The organism is Variovorax sp. YR752, from assembly GCF_943372545.1.
Genome location: NZ_CALRZC010000199.1, coordinates 1 through 15,681, shown reverse-complemented (window position 1 = coordinate 15,681; position 15,681 = coordinate 1). Strand labels below are relative to the sequence as shown.

Annotated in this window: 16 protein-coding genes; 12 read left to right on the top strand and 4 right to left on the bottom strand. The window is 69.8% G+C overall.

The genetic code is table 11. The annotated features are described in order from the left end of the window. On the bottom strand, window positions 1-892 hold an 892-nt coding region (locus tag AAG801_RS31945), incomplete at its 3' end, for a M17 family peptidase N-terminal domain-containing protein (protein ID WP_341892012.1). Window positions 893-920: 28 nt separating this feature from the next. Between AAG801_RS31945 and lptF the strand changes: the two genes are divergently transcribed. Genes lptF through AAG801_RS31920 form a run of 5 tightly spaced genes read left to right on the top strand, consistent with a single transcriptional unit; the run spans window position 921 to window position 5,666 of the window. Beyond that, window positions 921-2,012: an LPS export ABC transporter permease LptF gene (gene lptF, locus AAG801_RS31940; protein ID WP_341892011.1), complete on the top strand. Its 1,092-nt coding sequence runs from the start codon at window positions 921-923 to the stop codon at window positions 2,010-2,012. Next, the gene (gene lptG / locus AAG801_RS31935) at window positions 2,009-3,115 is read left to right on the top strand and encodes an LPS export ABC transporter permease LptG (RefSeq protein WP_341892010.1); all 1,107 of its coding nucleotides are present in this window, start codon (window positions 2,009-2,011) and stop codon (window positions 3,113-3,115) included. The genes lptF and lptG overlap by 4 nt, the downstream gene beginning before the upstream one ends. Then, window positions 3,112-3,486 carry a CbiX/SirB N-terminal domain-containing protein gene (locus tag AAG801_RS31930; RefSeq protein WP_341892009.1) on the top strand — a complete coding sequence of 125 codons (375 nt, stop codon included), beginning with the start codon at window positions 3,112-3,114 and terminating at the stop codon, window positions 3,484-3,486. Before lptG ends, AAG801_RS31930 begins: the two co-directional genes overlap by 4 nt. Before the next feature lie 48 nt (window positions 3,487-3,534). After that, the gene (locus AAG801_RS31925; RefSeq protein ID WP_341892008.1) at window positions 3,535-4,488 is read left to right on the top strand and encodes a CysB family HTH-type transcriptional regulator; all 954 of its coding nucleotides are present in this window, start codon (window positions 3,535-3,537) and stop codon (window positions 4,486-4,488) included. Between the two features lie 11 nt (window positions 4,489-4,499). Beyond that, on the top strand, window positions 4,500-5,666 hold the full coding sequence (locus AAG801_RS31920; RefSeq protein WP_341892007.1) for a pyridoxal phosphate-dependent aminotransferase: 1,167 nt from the start codon (window positions 4,500-4,502) through the stop codon (window positions 5,664-5,666). 9 nt (window positions 5,667-5,675) lie between these two features. On the opposite strand, the gene AAG801_RS31915 is transcribed toward AAG801_RS31920, so the two are convergent. Next, window positions 5,676-7,637 (bottom strand): hypothetical protein, encoded by a 1,962-nt coding sequence (locus tag AAG801_RS31915; RefSeq protein ID WP_341892006.1) that lies wholly within the window; start codon window positions 7,635-7,637, stop codon window positions 5,676-5,678. 128 nt (window positions 7,638-7,765) lie between these two features. Between AAG801_RS31915 and AAG801_RS31910 the strand changes: the two genes are divergently transcribed. Then, window positions 7,766-8,545 carry an enoyl-CoA hydratase gene (locus AAG801_RS31910; RefSeq protein WP_341892005.1) on the top strand — a complete coding sequence of 260 codons (780 nt, stop codon included), beginning with the start codon at window positions 7,766-7,768 and terminating at the stop codon, window positions 8,543-8,545. Window positions 8,546-8,552: 7 nt separating this feature from the next. On the opposite strand, the gene AAG801_RS31905 is transcribed toward AAG801_RS31910, so the two are convergent. Then, on the bottom strand, window positions 8,553-9,329 hold the full coding sequence (locus tag AAG801_RS31905) for a class II aldolase/adducin family protein (RefSeq protein ID WP_341892004.1): 777 nt from the start codon (window positions 9,327-9,329) through the stop codon (window positions 8,553-8,555). 80 nt (window positions 9,330-9,409) lie between these two features. On the opposite strand from AAG801_RS31905, the gene AAG801_RS31900 reads away from it, so the two are divergent. Genes AAG801_RS31900 through AAG801_RS31890 form a run of 3 tightly spaced genes read left to right on the top strand, consistent with a single transcriptional unit; the run spans window position 9,410 to window position 12,515 of the window. After that, complete coding sequence (locus tag AAG801_RS31900) at window positions 9,410-10,114, top strand: Crp/Fnr family transcriptional regulator (protein WP_341892013.1); 705 nt, start codon at window positions 9,410-9,412, stop codon at window positions 10,112-10,114. Between the two features lie 60 nt (window positions 10,115-10,174). Next, on the top strand, window positions 10,175-11,251 hold the full coding sequence (locus AAG801_RS31895) for a phosphotransferase (protein WP_341892003.1): 1,077 nt from the start codon (window positions 10,175-10,177) through the stop codon (window positions 11,249-11,251). A gap of 22 nt (window positions 11,252-11,273) precedes the next feature. Continuing rightward, window positions 11,274-12,515, top strand: a complete 1,242-nt coding sequence (locus tag AAG801_RS31890; protein ID WP_341892002.1) for an acyl-CoA dehydrogenase family protein — start codon at window positions 11,274-11,276, stop codon at window positions 12,513-12,515. Between the two features lie 31 nt (window positions 12,516-12,546). Here the strand turns inward: AAG801_RS31890 and AAG801_RS31885 are convergent, their stop codons facing one another. Continuing rightward, window positions 12,547-13,284, bottom strand: a complete 738-nt coding sequence (locus AAG801_RS31885) for a hypothetical protein (RefSeq protein ID WP_341892001.1) — start codon at window positions 13,282-13,284, stop codon at window positions 12,547-12,549. Between the two features lie 66 nt (window positions 13,285-13,350). Between AAG801_RS31885 and AAG801_RS31880 the strand changes: the two genes are divergently transcribed. The 3 genes from AAG801_RS31880 to AAG801_RS31870 form a co-directional block, all read left to right on the top strand. After that, window positions 13,351-14,043 carry a glutathione S-transferase N-terminal domain-containing protein gene (locus tag AAG801_RS31880; RefSeq protein ID WP_341892000.1) on the top strand — a complete coding sequence of 231 codons (693 nt, stop codon included), beginning with the start codon at window positions 13,351-13,353 and terminating at the stop codon, window positions 14,041-14,043. A 130-nt stretch (window positions 14,044-14,173) separates the two neighbouring features. Next, on the top strand, window positions 14,174-15,154 hold the full coding sequence (locus AAG801_RS31875) for a DUF2157 domain-containing protein (RefSeq protein ID WP_341891999.1): 981 nt from the start codon (window positions 14,174-14,176) through the stop codon (window positions 15,152-15,154). Beyond that, on the top strand, window positions 15,151-15,681 hold a 531-nt coding region (locus AAG801_RS31870; RefSeq protein WP_341891998.1), incomplete at its 3' end, for a DUF4401 domain-containing protein. The genes AAG801_RS31875 and AAG801_RS31870, both read left to right, overlap by 4 nt.

The window sequence follows — 15,681 nt, the reverse complement described above, 5'->3', positions numbered from 1 at the left end:
GTTCGGCCACGGCGCGCAGCGTGCCCAGCACGCTGGCTGCGCCGCCCATGTCGAACTTCATCTCGTCCATCTCGGCGGCCGGCTTGATCGAGATGCCGCCGGTGTCGAAGGTGATGCCCTTGCCGACCAGCACGATCGGCGCTTTCGTCTTCGCCGCGCCGTGGTACTGCGCGACGATGAAGCGCGGCGGCTCGGCCGAGCCCTGCGCGACGGCGAGGAAGGAGCCCATGCCGAGCTTCTCGATCGCCTTGCGGTCCATCACCTCGACCTTCAGGCCGAACTCGCGGCCGAGCTTCCTGGCCTGTTCGCCGAGGTGGGTCGGCGTGCAGTGGTTGCCCGGCCGGTTCGCCAGTTCGCGCGCCAGCGTGACGCCGGCGGCGATCGCCTCGCCGCGAGCGAGGCCTTGCGCCGCCACCTTCGCCACGGCCTTGTCGGCCAGCAGCGTGACCTTGGCCAGCGCGCCGGCCGCCGGCGCGCTCGGCTTGGTATGGCGGTAGACATAGGTGGCCTCGGTGACGGCCGTGACGAGCGCCTCGGCATGGGCCGCCGCGAAATCGCCGACGCCGGAAAGCGCCACCGCGACATGCCTGGCCCCACCGCCCTTCAGCGCCGCGATGCCGGCCGCGAGCGCGGCCTTCACCGACTTGGCCGTCGGCTCGCCGCAGGCGGCGAACACCAGCCGCGCCGCCTTCACGCCCTGCGGGCGGTGCAGCGTCACCGACTTGCCGCGCTTGAACTCGAAGTCGCCGTGGGCGAGCGCGTCGGCCAGCGCCTTCTTCAGGCCGGCGTCGAGCGACGCTTCGGCCTTGTCGCCACCCACCACGACGAGCAGTGCATCGCAGGCCACCGAACCCAGCGCGTCGAGCGATCCGACCTGATGACGAAAGTCCATAATCCCTGCCTGTTTCACGAAGCGCACGATGTTATTCGATTCCACCCTGCGGGCCGACCTCGCGCGCAGTTTCGGCGCGACGCTGGTCGTCATCCTGACCATCGTGCTGACCATGTTCCTCATCCGCACGCTCGGGCAGGCCGCGGTCGGGCGAGTCTCGCCGCAGGACGTGGTCCTGCTGCTCGGCTACACGGCGCTGGGGCACCTGCCGACCATGCTGGCCCTGTCGTTGTTCGTCTCGGTGGTGGCCACGCTCGGCCGCATGTACCGCGACAGCGAGATGACGATCTGGTTCGCCAGCGGCGTCGGCCTGTCGCGCTTCGTCGCGCCGGTGCTGCGCACCAGCTGGCCGGTGCTGGTGGTCATCGGCGCGCTGGCGCTGTTCGTCTGGCCCTGGGTCAACCAGCGCGCCACCGAACTCAAGGACCGTTTCGAACGCCGCTCCGACCTGTCGCGCGTCGCACCGGGGCAGTTCCAGACCTCCAGCGACGGGCGTCGCGTGTTCTTCATCGACCGTGACTCGGAGGACGGGCGCACCGGGCGCAACGTCTTCATCCTGTCCAGCCAGCCCGGCAGCGAGTCGGTGACATCGGCCAAGACCGGCCGCATCGAACTGCAGGGTGAAGACCGCTTCCTCGTGCTCGACCGCGGCCAGCGCAACGAGGAAGCGCGCGAGACCGGAGAGAAGACGCTGTCGCGCTTCGAGACCTACCGCATCCTGGTCGGCGAGCGGGTGCTGTCGCGCGTCGACGAACTGCCGCCGCGCGCCATGCCCAGCCACGACCTGCTGCGCAACCCGACGCCACGCCACCAGGGCGAGCTGACCTGGCGCCTCGGGCTGCTGCTTGGCGCGACCAACCTGCTGCTGCTGGCGATTCCGCTGTCGGCAGCCAATCCGCGGCGGGCGAGCAACTGGAACCTGCTGTTCGCGCTGCTCACCTTCGTCGTCTACTACAACGTCATCAACCTGTCGCAGGCCTGGGTCGCCGCCGGCCGCATGAGCATGGGCACGGCGCTGGTCAGCTTCCACGGTGCCGCCTTCGCGCTGGCGCTGCTGCTGCTGTGGTGGCGCGAGCAGGGCAACCGGCGACTGCTGTCGCTGCGGCGGGCCCCCGCATGAGGACCGTCCGCCGCCTGTTCTACCGCGACATCGTCAGCTCGGTGGGCTTCGTCGCGCTGGCCTTCCTGTCGCTGTTCTTCTTCATCGACTTCGTCGAGGAGCTCGGCGACGTTGCCAAGGGCTACACCTTGCTGCACGCCACGGCCTACTCGCTGCTGCAGACGCCGGGCCACCTCTACGAGCTGATGCCGATCGCGGTGCTGATCGGCACCATCTACGCACTGGCCAGGCTGGCCCAGTCGTCGGAGTACACCATCCTGCGAACCGGTGGCCTCGGGCCGGGTCGGGCGCTGTCGCTGCTGGCCGGGCTGGGCCTGATGTTCGCAGTGGCAACCTACGTGGTCGGCGACTGGATCGCGCCCTTCAGCGAGCGGCAGGCCACCGAATTGCAGGCGCGTGCCAAGGGCAAGCTGCGCATCGGCAGTGCCGGCGCCTGGCTGAAGGACCGCGAGCCCACGCCGCAGGGCGAGCGCAGCTACTCGGTCAACGTCGGCTCGGCGGGCGTCGACGGCACGCTGCAGGACGTGCGCATCTTCGAGTTCGACACCGACGGGCGGCTGGTGCGGCGCATCGGTGCGGCCACCGCACGCATCGGCGACGATGCCTGGCAACTCGGTGAGGTGAAGGTGACGCACTGGAACAGCGCCGCCGGCGACGCGCAGGCCGTGGCCCGCGAAGAGAAGCTGCCCTCGCTGCTCTGGCGCAGCACGCTCTCCTCCGGCGTGGTGGCGGCCGCCGTGCTGCCGCTGTCGACCATGTCGACGATCGAGCTGTTTCGCTACATCGGCCACCTGTCCGACAACGAGCAGGCCGCGCAGCGCCACGAGATCCAGTTCTGGAAGCGTGCGCTCTACCCGTTCGCCTGCCTGGTGATGATGGCGCTGGCGCTGCCATTCGCCTACATGCACGCCCGCGCGGGCGGCGTCAGCTTCAAGGTGTTCGCCGGCATCATGCTGGGCATCGGCTTCGTGCTGCTCAACAACATGTCGGGCCACCTCGGCCTGCTGCGCAACTGGACGCCGTGGATCACCGCCGCGGCGCCGAGCGCCCTCTTCCTCCTCTTCTCGCTGGCGGCGTTCAGCTGGCTGGTGCGCTACCGATGAAACGTGGCCTGCTGTTGTTTGCCCATGGCGCGCGCGATCCGCGCTGGGCCCTGCCCTTCGAGGACGTGGCGCGCCGCGTCCGCGCCGCCGATCCCGCCGTGCCCGTGGCGTTGAGCTTCCTCGAGCTCATGTCGCCCGGGCTGGTCGAGGCCGGAGCGTCGCTCGCCGCCCTGGGCTGCGAACGCGTCGAGCTGCTGCCGCTGTTCCTCGGCGCCGGCGGCCATGTGCGCAAGGACCTGCCCGTGCTGCTCGAGCAGCTTCGCCAGGCGCACCCCGACGTGCAGTGGCTGCTGCGCCCGACGATCGGCGAGGACGATGCGGTGGTCGAGGCCATGGCCCGCTGCGCCCTCCGCCCCCACGACGGCGCCTGATCGCCCCCTGGTGGAATAATCCCGGCGATTCACAGATCGCGCGGATATATGAACCTGCATCAGTTCCGCTTCGTCCAGGAGGCGGTCCGCCAGAAGCTGAACCTCACCGAGACGGCGAAGGTGCTGTTCACCTCGCAGCCCGGCGTTTCCAAGGCCATCCTGGAGCTCGAGGACGAACTCGGCGTCGACATCTTCGCGCGGCACGGCAAGCGCCTGCGACGGATCACCGAGCCGGGGCAGCAGGTGCTCAAGTCGATCGAGGTGATCATGCGCGAGGTCGGCAACCTCAAGCGCATCGGCGAGGAGTTCTCCAAGCAGGACGCCGGCACGCTGTCGATCGCCACCACGCACAGCCAGGCGCGCTACTTCCTGCCCGAGCCGATCGCTCAATTGCGCAGGCGTTTTCCCAAGGTCAACGTCAGCCTGCACCAGGGTTCGCCCGACCAGGTGGCGCGCATGGTGATCGAGGAGGTCGCCGAGGTCGGCCTCGCCACCGAGGCGCTCGACGCCCACGAGGAACTCGTCACGCTGCCCTGCCATGAGTGGCAGCATGCGCTGGTGATGCCGGCCGGCCACCCTCTGGCGCAGCTCGAACGCATCGAACTCGAGGATCTGGCGATCCAGCCGCTGGTCTCGTACCACCCGTCATTCAGCGGCCGCACGCGCGTCGATCAGGCCTTCGCGGCGCGCAAGCTCAAGCCGAACATCGTCCTCGAGGCGATCGACGCCGACGTCATCAAGACCTACGTGCGACTCGGCCTCGGCGTGGGCATCGTCGCCGAACTCGCGGTGCGCGACGACCCGCCCGGCGGCGAGCTGGTCTCGCGCCCGCTCGGCCACCTGTTCGGCCGCAACGTCACGCGCATCGCCTTCAAGCGCGGCGCCTACCTGCGCAGCTTCGTCTACGCCTTCGCCGAGATGCTCTCCGATCGCCTCGGCCGCCAGATCATCTCCCAGGCGCTCTCCGGCCAGCAGCCCGACGCGCCCGACTACCAGCTCTGACCCTCTCCATCATGAGCAGCACCCTCGCCCGCACCCCCACCATCACCAGCCGCCTGCCGAACGTCGGCACGACCATCTTCACCGTCATGTCGGCACTCGCGCAGCAGCACGGCGCAGTCAACCTCGGCCAGGGTTTCCCGGACTTCGATTGCGACCCGGCGCTGCTCGACGCGGTCACGAAGGCGATGCACGCGGGCCTCAACCAGTACCCGCCGATGGCCGGCGTGCCGGTGCTGCGCGAGGCGGTGGCCGCCAAGATCGAATCGATGTACGGCCGCCGCTACGACCCGGGCACCGAGATCACCATCACCGCCGGCGCGACGCAGGCGATCATCACCGCCATCCTCGCCATCGTGCATCCGGGCGACGAGGTGATCGTGCTCGACCCCTGCTACGACAGCTACGAGCCGAACATCGAGCTGGCCGGCGGCCGCGCGGTGCATGTGCCGTTGACGCCGGGCAGTTTCCGCCCCGACTTCGCTCGCATCGCCGCGGCGCTGTCGCCGCGCACACGCGCCATCATCATCAACACGCCGCACAACCCGAGCGCGACGATCTGGACGGCCGACGACATGCAGCGCCTGGCCGACCTGCTGCGCCCGACCGACGTGATGGTGATCGCCGACGAGGTCTACGAGCACATGGTCTACGACGGCGCCAGGCACGAGAGCGTGGCGCGCCACCCGGAGCTGGCGCAGCGCGCCTTCATCGTCTCGAGCTTCGGCAAGACCTACCACGTGACGGGCTGGAAGGTGGGCTACGTCGCCGCACCGGCGGCGCTGAGCGCCGAGTTCCGCAAGGTGCACCAGTTCAACGTGTTCACCGTCAACACGCCGATGCAGCACGGCCTGGCGGCGTTCATGGCCGAACCGGCACACCACCTCGGCCTGGCTGCCTTCTACCAGCGCAAGCGCGACCTGTTCCGCACCGGCCTGGCCGGCAGCCGCTTCACGCTGCTGCCCAGCGAAGGCAGCTACTTCCAGTGCGTCGACTACTCGGCGATCAGCGACGAGCCGGAAGAGTCGTTCTGCCGGCGGCTGACCACCGAGGTCGGCGTCGCGGCGATTCCGCTGTCGGCGTTCTACCAGGGTGGCTTCGAGCAGCGCATCGTGCGCTTCTGCTTCGCGAAGAAGGACGAGACGCTGGCCCTGGCCCCCGAGCGCCTCTCGGCGCTCTGAACGGCACGGTCAGTAGCGGTCGGGGTCGTCGCGCTTGAGCTTCGGGTCGACCAGGCCCATGAAGTCCGAACTGCCGGGTTCGTTGCGGGGCATTGATCGGGTCACGTCCAGATCGACCTGCACCGTGAGCTGGTTGGTCGGCGCGAAACCCATCAGCCGGCTCGCGGTGAGTTCCTCGATCGGCTTCTCCGACACTTCGCCGTCCATCGGCAGCAGCAGGTCGACGGCACGTGCGTTGGTCGGGTGCTCGGCGAGGTCGCGGGCGATCGAGTAGAGGAACAGCAGTTCGCGGTAGGCCGGCAGGTCGAAGGTCTCGCCGTCCGCGTCCTGCCGCATCAGCGCTGCATCGAGCATGTGGGTCACGCGCATCGGCTCGTCCCACAGCCGCTGCAACTGGCGCAGCACCTGCGGGTAGTCATCGAGCGTGCGGCCGTGCGCCAGGTCGTTGTCCCAGTCGGGCGCATAGGCGCTGAAGCGGCGATTGAAGCGCTCGCGCACACGCTCGTAGGCGTCGTGGTCGCCGCGACGGCGGTAGATCTCCAGCAGCTTCAGGTAGGGCAGCGGGCTGGCGCCACCGCTGCTGCGCACATGGCCCATCAGCAGATCGATGGCGGCGTCGTCCTGACCGAGCACGACGAAGAAGTCGGCCTGCTGCTCGAGGTCGATCAGTTCCTCGACCGACAGTTCTCGCCGCGGCGCCGGCGGCTCGGCGCCCGGGGGCAGCACCGAGATGGGCGCGTCCAGCGGCGGCGCGGCGGTCGGCATCGGTTCGTCGTCGGCGATGCGCGCAACGTGGCGCTCGTCCATCACCGCGGGCTGGGTCTCCTGGCGCGTGACAGCGCCCTCACCCGCCGGGCTGCGCATGGCGACCGGCTTGACGGCCGCCGTCGCATTCACCGCACCAGCAGTCGGCGCCAGCCACCACTGCGAGGAGTTGCGCACCTGCGACTGGCGCCACCACAGCGCGGCAACGGCCAGTGCAAGCAGGGCCGACAGCCAAGCCAGCCCGTAGACCAGCGGGTTGGAGTAGCGCGAACTCTGTGCGTCGTTGAGGCTGGCCTGCAGGGTGGCCAGCGCCTGCTGGGTCTTCTTCGATTCCTCGCGAAGCAGCCGCAGCTGTTCCTCGAGCGAGACGATGCGCGCCTGCGCCGCCGAGGCTGCCGCGGCGGCCGAAGCCGCGGCCTGGTTCGAGATCGCGACTTCCGAGGCCGCTGCGGCCACGACCTGTGCGGCGGCTGCCTGCGTGCTCGCCACTGCCGAGGCAGCCGCGGCCACGGCGGCTGCCGAACCGGCTTCGAGCTGCAGCCGGGCGCCCCCCTGGCGTGCCGTGGCCACCGGCGCGGCAGCGGGCTTGCGCACACGCGGCCTGGCCGGCACGGCCGATGCCGGCCGTGCGGTGGGAGCCGGCGCCGCCGCGACGGCTCGCGGTCGTGCCGGGCGCTCTGCAGCCGCTGCCGGCGCGGCTTGGCGCGGTGCCGAGGCCATCTCGGCGGCCTGCGCCACGGCCACGACCGGCGCCACATCCGACTCGAGCCGCTGCGGCGGCAGCGTCACTTCGGGAGCCGCCGTGCCGGCCAGGTTCACACCCGGCGGATCGACCAGGGTGACGAAGCTGCGCGTGATGCGGGGCTGGCAACCGACAGTGAGCGTGACCGTCACCACCGGCTCGTCGATCACGGTGGTGGTGCTGACCCGCACCTGCCGCTCGTTCGCATTGGCCGAGCGCTCGACGCTGATGCGCAGCACTGCCGGCGCGACGCGGAAGTCCCCGGACAGGACTTCGGCGCTCACGCACTCGCTCGGCAGCGATTCTTCGGCCTCGAGGCGGACCGTCGCGGCGAAGTTCAGCGGCTGCCCCAGGTATGACGCGTTCACCGAACGGCCGAAGCCCAGCGCATGGGCGGGGCCGCTCGTGCAGAGCAAGGTGCCGCTGGCGATGGCGAGAGAGGCGAGGAGCGATGCTCGGAGCATTCGGCGGCGTATGTGTCCTTTTGCTCGAAGACTCTAGCATGAAGCCACTGGGCGGCAGCCCGCGGACACGGGGGGCCGCCACGAGTGGCCGTGACACAATCGAGCGATCCCGTGGTGCCTCGAGATCCATGCCCTCCGAACTGCTGTCAGAGCGCCAAGGCGGCGTGCTGAGTCTCACGATCAGCGACCCCGAAACCCGCAACACGCTTTCCGAGGCGGTCATCACGGCCGGCATCGAGGCGCTGAGCACCGCCGAGTCCGACGACGAGGTTCGCTGCGTGGTGCTGCGCGGCGCCGGCGCGCACTTCTGCGCCGGCGGCAACCTGCAGGGGCTGATGGCTCGCCGCCAGGCCGGCCCGCCTGCGCAGGCGCGCATGCTCGAACTGCTGCATCAATGGGTGGAAGCCTTGCGCGCCTGCCCGAAGCCGCTGATCGCCGCCGTCGAGGGCGCGGCGGCCGGCGCGGGCTTCTCGCTCGCGCTGGCCTGCGACCTCATCGTCGCGTCGCGGGACGCGCGCTTCATCCTCTCCTACGCCAAGCTCGGCCTGTCGCCCGACGGCGGCGCCACCTGGCAGCTGATGCGCTCACTGCCGCGCCAGGCGGTGCAGCAGATGGTCTGGCTGGCCGAGCCGGTGACGGCCGGGCAGCTGCACGGCTGGGGCGTCGTGCAGGCGGTGTGCGAGCCGGGCCAGGCGCTCGTCGAGGCGCTGCGCATTGCCGACCGGCTCTCGACCATGGCACCGAATGCCGTGGCCAGCGCCAAGGAACTGCTCAACGCCGCGCCGACGCGCACGCTGCGCGAACAGCTCGACGCCGAGCGCGACCACTTCATCCTCAACCTGTTCCACGCCAACGGCGGCGAAGGCATCCAGGCCTTCGTCGGCAAGCGCGCGCCGAAGTTCGAATGAGCTGCGCTCAGTCGCGATAGCCTGGGTTTAGGCGGTCGAGCCGGCGCAACAGCCCCGGCCACGTCAACGCACCACCACCGACACCGCGCGTGACCTGCTTCGCCTGCGCCTGCGCACCGGCGACGATGCGCGGATCGACGTGGATCAGCTCGCGACTTCCGGCCAAGGCACGGACCTGGATGGTGCACACCGTCTCGAACAGGTACATGTTGAGGAAGGCGTCGGCGATGGTCGGCCCCAGCGTGAGCAGACCGTGGTTGCGCAGCATCAGGAAGTTCTTCGTGCCAAGGTCGGCCACCAGCCGCGGCTTCTCGTCCTCGTTGAGCGCCACGCCCTCGTAGTCGTGGTACGCCAGGCTGGACAGCACGAAGATCGACTGCTGCGACAGCGGCAGCACCCCGCCCTTCTGCGCCGCCACCGCAATGCCGTTGAGCGTGTGCGTGTGCAGCACGCACTGCGCGTCGTGCCGTGCCGCGTGGATCGCGCTGTGGATCGTGAAGCCGGCCGGGTTGACCGGGAACGGCGAGTCGTCGAGCTTGTTGCCCGCCGTGTCGATGCGCACCAGGCTCGAGGCCGTGATCTCCTCGAACATCAGCCCATAGGGGTTGATGAGGAACTGATCGTCGTGACCGGGCACGCGCGCGCTGATGTGCGTGAAGACGAGGTCGTCCCACTTGAACAGCGCGACCAGACGGTAGGCTGCCGCGAGGTCGATCCGCGTCTGCCACTCCTCGTCGCTGACCTCCGCGCGGCGGCTGCGGATCTGCAGATCGTTGGCACCCATGCCTGTCTCCTCGTCGGTGGTTTTGCTCGTGGACAATAGATTCGCATGATCCGATCATGCTGTCACCTCAGCGACTGAACATGAACACCCCGGTTCTTACACTCGACGAACGATCCAACATCGAGTCGGGTTCTTGGTTTTCGAAACTCTCCCCTGCGTTGCGTCAGGCCATCCTCGCGCGTGCGACGCTGCGCCGGCTTGCCGATGGCGCCACCTTGTCCGCACGCGGCACGCCCGCGCAGGAGTGGGTCGGCGTGGCCAGGGGCGCAGTTCGCGTCAGCTCGGTCTCGCTGTCGGGCAAGCAGGTCACGCTGACCTACGTCGAGCCCGGCACCTGGTTCGGCGACATCGCCCTGTTCGACGGCCTGCCGCGCACGCACGACGCCAGCGCGCATGGCGAGACCACGCTGCTGATCGTGCGCAAGTCCGACTTCAAGGAACTGCTGGCGCAGCACGTCGAGCTCTACGACGCGCTGCTGCGCCTGAACTGCCGCCGCCTGCGCCTGATGTTCGACCAGATCGAGGACCTCAACACCCGGCCCCTGGCGGCACGGCTGGCCAAGCAGGTGCTGCTGCTGGCGCGCGCCTACGGCATCGAACAGGGCGACGAGATCCGCATCGGCCTGCAACTCGCGCAGGAGGATCTGGCGCAGCTGCTCGGCGCCTCGCGCCAGCGCGTCAACCAGGAGCTCAAGGGCTTCGAGCGCGATGGCGCGGTGCGCATCGAGCCGACGCGCCTGGTCGTGCTGTCCAAGGACAAGCTGCTGGCCATCGCCGAACGATAGTGTTCCGCCGCGCCGGTCGCGGCTGCGACCGGTCTGTCGCCACCTGACCACCGAGCCGCCATGGACGCCTTCTCCGGAACCAAGCCCGTTGCCGCGCAACACGCCTTCGACGTGGCGACGCTGCAGGCCCACCTCGAACAGCATCTCGACGGCTTCCGTGGCCCGCTCGACGTCGAGCAGTTCAAGGGCGGGCAATCGAACCCGACCTTCAAGCTGATCACACCCGGCGCCACCTACGTGATGCGCTGCAAGCCCGGCCCGGTCGCCAGGCTGCTGCCGTCGGCGCACGCGATCGAGCGCGAGTTCACCGTGATGCGCGCGCTGCGCAGCACCGGCGTGCCGGTGCCGGCCATGCACCTGCTGTGCGAGGACGAGGCCATCATCGGCCGCGCCTTCTACGTCATGGCGTTCGTGCAGGGCCGCGTGCTGTGGGACCAGACCCTGCCCGGCATGAGCCCGGCCGAGCGCGGCGCCATCTACGACGAGATGAACCGCGTGATCGCCGCGCTGCACACCGTCGACGTGAACGCCGCCGGCCTGGCCGGCTACGGCAAGCCGGGCAACTACTTCGAGCGGCAGATCGGCCGCTGGAGCAAGCAGTACCTCGCCTCCGTCACCGAACCGATCGAGGCGATGGACCGCCTGATGGAATGGCTGCCCGCCCACATGCCGACCAGCGCGAAGGACGAGACCCAGGTCTCGGTGGTGCATGGCGACTACCGGCTCGACAACCTCGTCTTCCACCCGAGCGAACCGCGCATCCTCGCCGTGCTCGACTGGGAGTTATCCACGCTCGGCCATCCGCTGGCGGACTTCAGCTACCACTGCATGTCGTGGCACATCGCGCCGGGGCAGTTCCGCGGCATCGGCGGCGTCGATCTGGCGGCATTGGGCATCCCCGATGAGAAGAGCTACGTGCGCCGCTACTGCGAACGCACCGGCCGGCCCGACCCCGACGCGGTGATGGCCGACTGGAACTTCTACCTCGCCTACAACCTGTTCCGCATGGCCGGCATCCTGCAGGGCATCGCCAGGCGCGTCGTCGACGGCACCGCGTCGAGCGCGCAGGCCGTGTCGGCAGGCGCCGGTGCCCGGCCGCTGGCCGAGATGGGCTGGCGCATCGCCAGCCGCACCTGATCACCCCAACGAAAGAGACACCATGGACTTCAGCTACTCGCCACGGACCCAGGAATTGCAGGCGCAACTGCTTCGCTTCATGGACGAGCACATCTATCCGGCCGAAGGCGCCTGGGGGGCGGAGATCGAGGCCAACACCGCGGCCGGCAAGCGCTGGACGCCGCTGGAGGTGATCGAGAAGCTCAAGCCCAAGGCACGCGCGGCCGGACTGTGGAACCTGTTCCTGCCACCCAGCGCCGACGGCCACAAGAACACCTCGGGCAACTACGGCATCGGCCTGTCGAACCAGGAGTACGCGCCGCTGGCCGAGATCATGGGCCGCGTGCCCTGGAGCAGCGAGGTCTTCAACTGCTCGGCGCCGGACACCGGCAACATGGAGACCATCGTCCGCTACGGCAGCGAGGAGCACAAGAAGCGCTGGCTGGAGCCGCTGCTCGAGGGCCGGATGCGCAGCGCGTTCGCGATGACCGAGCCGGCGGTGGCCTCGTCGGACGCCACCAACATCGAGGCGCGCATCGAACGCCAGGGCGACGAGTACCTCATCAACGGCCGCAAGTGGTGGACCAGCGGCGCCGGCGACCCGCGCTGCAAGATCTACGTCTTCATGGGCAAGACCGACCCGTCGGCGCCCCGGCACTCGCAGCAGTCGATGGTGCTGGTGCCGGCCGACACCCCGGGGGTGAAGGTGCTGCGGCCGCTGAGCGTGTTCGGCTACGACGACGCGCCGCACGGCCACATGGAGGTGCTGTTCGAGAACGTGCGCGTGCCGGTGAGCAACATCCTGCTCGGCGAAGGCCGCGGCTTCGAGATCGCCCAGGGCCGCCTCGGCCCCGGCCGCATCCACCATTGCATGCGCCTGATCGGCCTGGCCGAGCGCTCGCTGGAGCTGATGTGCCGCCGCGCCAGCAAGCGCGTGGCATTCGGCCGCCCGATCGCCGAACAGGGCGTGACGCGCGAGCGCATCGCCGAAGCCCGCTGCCTGATCGACCAGGCCCGGCTGCTGACGCTGAAGGCGGCGTGGATGATGGACATGGCGGGCAACAAGAGCGCCAAGGCCGAGATCGCGATGATCAAGGTGGTGGCGCCGAACATGGCCTGCCAGGTGATCGACTGGGCGATGCAGGTCTACGGCGGCGCCGGCATGAGCCAGGACACGCCGCTGGCCTACTTCTACACGGCGGCGCGCACGCTGCGCTATGCCGACGGCCCGGACGAGGTGCACCGCAACGCCATCGCCAAGCTCGAGCTCGGCAAGTACGCCTGAGCGCCGGGCTTCTCGGCCCGGCTCGGACCGCTCAACGCGGTTTGGTGTCGTCGAAGCTCTGCCAGGCGGTCGAACCGCCGGTGCTCGGCCACTCCTGGGCGCTGTCGCTCAACGACGTCGCGACGCGGCGTGCCTGCGCGATGGCCGCCTCGAAGATGCCGAGCACGCTGTCCAGCGAGGACGGATCGGGGTCGAGCAACTGCAGGCGCAGGTAGGCACGGCCGCGCAGCGTCATCAGCACGAAGGGCGGGTCGTTGGCGAGCAGCGTGCCGAGCGCGCGCTCGAGGTGCAGCCCGAGCGGGCCTTCGAGCCACGTCACCACGGTGCCCGACCCCGAGGCCACCGCGCCGAAGTGGCTGCGCAGCACGCGGAACATGTTCAGGTTGACCTTCGGGAACATCACCAGCCAGCGCATCTCTTCCGGCGTGCCGGTGTCGATCTGCGTCTGCAGCCCTTCGGTGAAGCTGTCGTAGGTCTGGCGCTCGAGCTGTTCCATCAACGGCTTGGACAGCAGCAGCATCTGCAGTTCGCCCGGCAGCTTCAGCTCCATGCGGATACGCAGCTCGCGGCCGGCGATGTAGGTGCGCTGCGGCGGCCCCCACTCCATGCGCCAGGGCTGATCGTCCAGGCGGCCTTCAATGACGAAGCCCTCGCCCTCGCGCACGCGGCGGAAGTTCAGCGAGTGCCGGCTCGCCCAGTCGGCGACGTCCGCCCACGGCAGCACCTCCGCCGGGCGGCCGGCAAACAGGCGCTTGAAGGACTCCAGCATGGCAGCAGTCAATCCACTAGAGTGTGGCCACCACAGCTGCGCTGAAGCGACGGGGAGAACGACCTCATGATCGAAGTGTATTCGTGGGCGACGCCGAATGGCCACAAGGTCCACATCATGCTCGAGGAGTGTGGTCTGCCCTACCGCGTGATCCCGGTGGACATCGGCGCGGGCGACCAGTTCAAGCCCGAGTTCCTGGCCATCAGCCCGAACAACAAGATCCCCGCCATCGTCGACCCCGACGGCCCGGATGGCCAGCCGATCTCGCTGTTCGAGTCCGGCGCGATCCTGCTCTACCTCGCCGGCAAGACCGGCCGCTTCCTGCCCGACGACGTGCGCGGCAAGTACGAGGTGCTGCAGTGGTTGATGTTCCAGATGGGCGGCGTCGGCCCGATGCTCGGCCAGGCCCACCACTTCCGCATCTACGCGCCGGAGAAGATCGAGTACGCGGTCAACCGCTACACCAACGAGGCGAAGCGCCTGTACGGCGTGATGGACAAGCGGCTGGCCAAGAGCAAGTACATCGGCGGGCCGGCGTACTCGATCGCCGACATCGCCATCTTCCCCTGGCTGCGTTCGTGGAAGAACCAGGGCATCGACTGGAACGACTTCCCGCACCTGAAGGGCTGGTTCGACGAGATCGCCCACCGGCCGGCGGTGATGCGCGGCGTCGAGGTGCTGGCGAACCAGCGCAAGCCGCTGGTCGACGACAAGGCGCGCGAGGCATTGTTCGGCGCCACCCAGTACCGCAAGCACTGAGTCGCGTCGCCGCCGCGGTATCGCGGCATGCGCCCGCCGGTGCCGTGCGGCGCAGCGATGCGCCGGCGGCCCTCTCCCCGCGGCTGGACGGGGCTAGCATCCCGCGCCATCACGACGACGGGGAGATGGGATGGACCTGCGACTGGCGCTGTACCAACTGGCGGACGAACACCGGCTGGACGCTCATGCGGCCACGCGGCTGGAGGCGCTGGCCGGGCTGGGCGACGAACCCGGCACGCTGGCGCGCCGCTTGCCGCTCGGCCTGGCGGCACTGGCCGCTGCACTGCTCGGCCTCGGGCTGATCTTCTGGATCGCGGCGAACTGGGCCACGCTCGGCCGCTTCGGCCGCTTCGCGGTCCTGCAGGGCGCGCTGCTGAGCATGGGGCTGGCCGCGCTGTGGCGCCCGGCGCTGCGTGCACCGCTCGCACTCGTCGTGCTGCTGGCCACCGGCGCGCTGTTCGCCTACTTCGGCCAGACCTACCAGACCGGCGCCGACCCCTGGCAGCTGTTCGCGCTGTGGGCGGCGCTGATGCTGCCGCTCGCCTGGGGCCTGCGCAGCGAGCTGCTGTGGACACCCTGGGTGCTGGTCGCCTTCGCCGCCGTGTCGCTGTGGATCCAGGCGCACACCGGGCACCAGTGGCGTGTGGAGCCAGACGATCTGGCCGTGCACCTGGTCGGCTGGATCGCAGCGCTGGCGATCGTGTTCGCCATGGCCGCGCCGGGGAGGCGCTTCACCGGCGCCGGGACGTGGGCCCTGCGCGCAGCGGCGACGCTGGCCGTGGTCGTGATCACGATCACCGCGCTCGGCGCCCTGTTCGCGCGCGACATCGCGGCGCACTACGCGCTCGGTCTGCTCGTGCTGGCCGCCTTCGGCGCCGCGTTCGTGCCGGTGCGCAGCTTCGACGTGTTCGCGCTGAGCGCCGCCGCGCTGGGCCTGAACACGCTGCTCGTCGCCGGGCTGGGCCGCCTGTTGTTCGAGCACTCCGGCAGCGGCGACCCGATCGGCCGGCTGTTCCTGCTGGGGCTCGTCGCGGCCGGTCTGCTCGCGGCCAGCGTGAGTGCCGTGCTGCGCCTGGCGCGTGCGCGCGTCGCGACCGGAGCCGCGCAATGAACGCCCTCCCCGACGTGCTGCAGGCTGCCCAGCGCGACGGCCTGCTGCCGGCCGACGCGAGCCTGCCGAACGACGACAGCCGGCCGTGGCCGGTGGTGCTGCTCACCGCGCTGGGCGCCTGGCTGGCCACGGTGCCGCTGCTGGGCGTCATCGGCATGCTGCTCGGCGACCTGATCAGCCGCAGCGCCGGCCCCTACCTCGTCGGCGCACTGCTGATTGCCGGCGCGCTGGTCGTGCTGCGCTCGCGCGAGCTGCCCTTGTTCGTCGAGCAGCTCGCCTTCCCGGCCCTGCTGACCGGCGGCGGCGCACTCGGCTTCGGCCTGTTCCGAGACGTCGGCACCAGTGCCGGCGCGGCGCTGCTCGCGCTGGTCGCACTCGGCATCGCGGCCGGCGTGCGGGCAGCCTGGTTGCGCGTGCTGCTGGGCACTGCCGCGGCGGTGCTGGCGGCCGTCGCGCTCACCCCCGGGCGCTGGCACTTCGAGGGGCGCTCGGCACTCGCCGCATGGTGGTGGTCGTGGCACATCGTG

What these genes read in the sequence shown, in the direction of transcription:
- lptG (WP_341892010.1), top strand. Translation starts at nt 2,009, where the DNA reads ATGAGGACCGTCCGCCGCCTGTTCTACCGCGACATCGTCAGCTCGGTG.
- AAG801_RS31920 (WP_341892007.1), top strand. Translation starts at nt 4,500, where the DNA reads ATGAGCAGCACCCTCGCCCGCACCCCCACCATCACCAGCCGCCTGCCG.
- AAG801_RS31890 (WP_341892002.1), top strand. Translation starts at nt 11,274, where the DNA reads ATGGACTTCAGCTACTCGCCACGGACCCAGGAATTGCAGGCGCAACTG.
- AAG801_RS31900 (WP_341892013.1), top strand. Translation starts at nt 9,410, where the DNA reads ATGAACACCCCGGTTCTTACACTCGACGAACGATCCAACATCGAGTCG.
- AAG801_RS31930 (WP_341892009.1), top strand. Translation starts at nt 3,112, where the DNA reads ATGAAACGTGGCCTGCTGTTGTTTGCCCATGGCGCGCGCGATCCGCGC.
- AAG801_RS31905 (WP_341892004.1), bottom strand. Translation starts at nt 9,329, where the DNA reads ATGGGTGCCAACGATCTGCAGATCCGCAGCCGCCGCGCGGAGGTCAGC.
- AAG801_RS31925 (WP_341892008.1), top strand. Translation starts at nt 3,535, where the DNA reads ATGAACCTGCATCAGTTCCGCTTCGTCCAGGAGGCGGTCCGCCAGAAG.
- AAG801_RS31875 (WP_341891999.1), top strand. Translation starts at nt 14,174, where the DNA reads ATGGACCTGCGACTGGCGCTGTACCAACTGGCGGACGAACACCGGCTG.
- AAG801_RS31880 (WP_341892000.1), top strand. Translation starts at nt 13,351, where the DNA reads ATGATCGAAGTGTATTCGTGGGCGACGCCGAATGGCCACAAGGTCCAC.
- AAG801_RS31915 (WP_341892006.1), bottom strand. Translation starts at nt 7,637, where the DNA reads ATGCTCCGAGCATCGCTCCTCGCCTCTCTCGCCATCGCCAGCGGCACC.
- AAG801_RS31910 (WP_341892005.1), top strand. Translation starts at nt 7,766, where the DNA reads ATGCCCTCCGAACTGCTGTCAGAGCGCCAAGGCGGCGTGCTGAGTCTC.
- AAG801_RS31895 (WP_341892003.1), top strand. Translation starts at nt 10,175, where the DNA reads ATGGACGCCTTCTCCGGAACCAAGCCCGTTGCCGCGCAACACGCCTTC.
- lptF (WP_341892011.1), top strand. Translation starts at nt 921, where the DNA reads ATGTTATTCGATTCCACCCTGCGGGCCGACCTCGCGCGCAGTTTCGGC.
- AAG801_RS31885 (WP_341892001.1), bottom strand. Translation starts at nt 13,284, where the DNA reads ATGCTGGAGTCCTTCAAGCGCCTGTTTGCCGGCCGCCCGGCGGAGGTG.